The sequence below is a fragment of the Arthrobacter sp. Hiyo1 genome (assembly GCF_001263615.2).
Lineage (GTDB): Bacteria > Actinomycetota > Actinomycetes > Actinomycetales > Micrococcaceae > Arthrobacter.
The window spans coordinates 309,250-311,613 of sequence record NZ_DF952475.1 but is presented as its reverse complement, the minus strand read 5'-3'; the positions used below and the strand labels follow the sequence as shown (position 1 = coordinate 311,613).

4 protein-coding genes are annotated in these 2,364 nt (G+C 64.7%); all 4 read right to left on the bottom strand.

Annotated elements, in window-relative coordinates; translation table 11 throughout:
* The coding region (locus tag AHiyo1_RS20415; RefSeq protein WP_059389799.1) for a hypothetical protein at positions 1-858 on the bottom strand (858 nt) is incomplete at its 3' end.
* Entirely contained in the window at positions 855-1,601 is a 747-nt protein-coding gene (locus AHiyo1_RS20410; RefSeq protein WP_059389798.1) for a hypothetical protein, read from the bottom strand. The genes AHiyo1_RS20410 and AHiyo1_RS20415, both read right to left, overlap by 4 nt.
* Before the next feature lie 27 nt (positions 1,602-1,628).
* On the bottom strand, positions 1,629-1,898 hold the full coding sequence (locus AHiyo1_RS20405) for a hypothetical protein (RefSeq protein WP_059389797.1): 270 nt from the start codon (positions 1,896-1,898) through the stop codon (positions 1,629-1,631).
* Positions 1,895-2,364 (bottom strand): DUF6668 family protein (locus AHiyo1_RS20400; RefSeq protein WP_059389796.1); only part of this gene is annotated, 470 nt, incomplete at its 5' end. The genes AHiyo1_RS20405 and AHiyo1_RS20400, both read right to left, overlap by 4 nt.

Sequence of the window (2,364 nt, the reverse complement as noted above, 5' to 3'; positions counted from 1 at the left end):
TGCCCCGGCTCCCCCGCCGGAAGCGACGGCCCCGACCATCGGGGTCACGAACCGCATGAGTGCCGGCAACGCGAACAAGGCAACGATCATCAGCGTGAAGCCCGTGATGGAACCGGTCAAGGCGTCCTTCCCGTTGTTGTTTCCCATGAGAAGGAACGCGACCGAGTAGACGATGGCCGCAGCGGGTTTGTAGAGGAGGAAGGCAATGGTCCAGCCGACAGCTTTCTGGAACCACTGCCTGCCCATCTCCGTGTTCGTGAACGCGGCCGTGGTGGGCAGGATGCCGGCAAGGATCACCAGCATGCCGCTGCGCACCACCATGAGGACGATCTGCACGAGGGAGGCAAGCAACCCGATCAGGCCCAGGACAATGAGGATGAACACGCCGCCCCCCGTCTGGCCGGTCAGAACCAGGAGCTTCATCGACTCAGCGAAACCCTTCCCGTCCGTCGAGCGCTCGATGATGGCGGCCGAGAAAGCATCTGCCGCGATCACCAGAATCGAGATGACACCCAGACCCAAGCCGGTGACCAGGGCGAGCGTGATCAGGGAACGCAGCAGGTCCTTCAGCGGCGCTCCGCGCTGTTCCCAGATCATCCGGATGCCACCGAGAATGACGGCCAGGACCGCCAGCGTCAGAGTCCAGACCATCAGCTCGCTGTTCACCATGGAGACGACGTGGCCCGGCGTCGTTCCGTCCTGGCTGGCCAGATTCACGGTGGGCATGGACACCCAGAACGTGGACAGTGTCGTTACCATCTGGCTCATGGCCTCCAGAATGGCTTTCGCCATGTTGCCCATGGCGTCATCAGCCAGACCTGAGAACCAGTCTCCTACCGGGTTCCAGGTAGGCCTCATGCTCCACTCCAGAGGATGAATCCGGAAAGGTCACGAACCTGTCGTGGTTCCTCCAAAGGTGCGCCGCTGTCGGCGACGACGCCCTTCCAGTCCCCGTCCTGCCACAGCAGCGTTGTCCGCACCGAAGCGAGCGCTCCGTTGTCGGCTTTGAACGCGAGTTCCACTACGGCCTGGTTCGCCGTGTATGAGACGTTGAAGCCCGCTATCTGGACCTTCATCGCCGAGGCCGAGGCCGGGGCCTGGGTCTGGGGTGCTTTCATCCCAGCATCACGGCCAGGTCCTTTGGCTGCTAGCTGCTCGGCAATGGCTCGCTCTTTGGAGGGGTCAATACCTAGTGCCCAAAGGTTTACCGCCGCGTACAGCGCCCCTGTTGGTGTATGGGCGAAACAGGATCTTATGCCCTGATCGTCCGTTTTTCCCGGGCCGATTTTCGGATCGGTTGGCGCAGCCATGGTCCCCACGAGTTCCCACTTCGTCTTCGGTGCAGCCCCCAGCGCCGACTCCGACGCAGCGGGAAGTCCGCAGATACTTTGGCCGGCTGCAGCCGTGGCGCTGGGGCTCGATGTGGCCGGGCTGCCGGACTCTGCCGGGGGCGGGGCTGCGGGGGTGTTGTCCTGTCCTTTGGGGAGCAGGAAGATGACGAGGGCAGCTGCGATCAGCGCGACCACCAGCGCGGCAGCAAGGATGAAACCGGGTTTGGTGAACGGATTGCTTTCGGTGGTGCGCTCTGTTGACTGGCTCATGGTGAACCTCCCGTTGTTGGTGCTGGTTTAGACGAAGGCGCGGACGATGCCGGCGGAGCTGGTGATGATGATGCAGCCAAGGAGGACCCAGCCGAGTTTTGCGATGGCTTGGGCGCCCTCGCCGCGCTGGAGCTGGATGACCATGCCGATGCCGACGATGATGACGCCCAGGACGCCCAGGACCAGGCCGATGCCGGAGGCCCAGTTCAGGATCGTGAGGAGTCCGCCGGCCTCGGTCGGGACGACCGGGGTGGGGTTGGGGATGACGCTTCCGTCAAATGCGACGAAGGGGTTCATGGTGAGACCTTTCGGTTGGTGGTGCGTGGTGCGGTGTCGGTAGCCAGGGCGGCCAGGTCGGTGATGAATCGTTGGTACTCGCGGGGTCGCGGTGGTGTTGTGGAGTCCCCGTGCCGCCAGGCCTCTACCCAGGGCAGGGTCCAGAGCCGGGGCGCTCCCCCGCCGACGATGGCGGCGAAGTCCCGGAGGGATTTGGGAGTCTTTCCCGGCGCGTCTGCAAGGACGGCGAGGCCGAGCAGATCCAGTGTCGGTGCCGCCCCTGATGCCCATTGGGTCAGGGCGTTCCTGGCGGTTGTCAGGCCGCGCATGTCTGCCCGGCAGACCAGCAGGACCCGTGGTGTGCTTCCGTCCTGCAGGACGGGCCAGCAGTGATCGGTGACGCGTGCCCCGTCGAGGAGGGCGGCGATCCGGCTTTCACCGGCTCCCCCGTGGGCGCCGGTGATCCACACCGTTGCGGTGCCTGGCA

Coding starts and splice junctions, on each gene's coding strand:
- AHiyo1_RS20405 (WP_059389797.1), bottom strand. CDS start 1,898: ATGAACCCCTTCGTCGCATTTGACGGAAGCGTCATCCCCAACCCCACC.
- AHiyo1_RS20410 (WP_059389798.1), bottom strand. CDS start 1,601: ATGAGCCAGTCAACAGAGCGCACCACCGAAAGCAATCCGTTCACCAAA.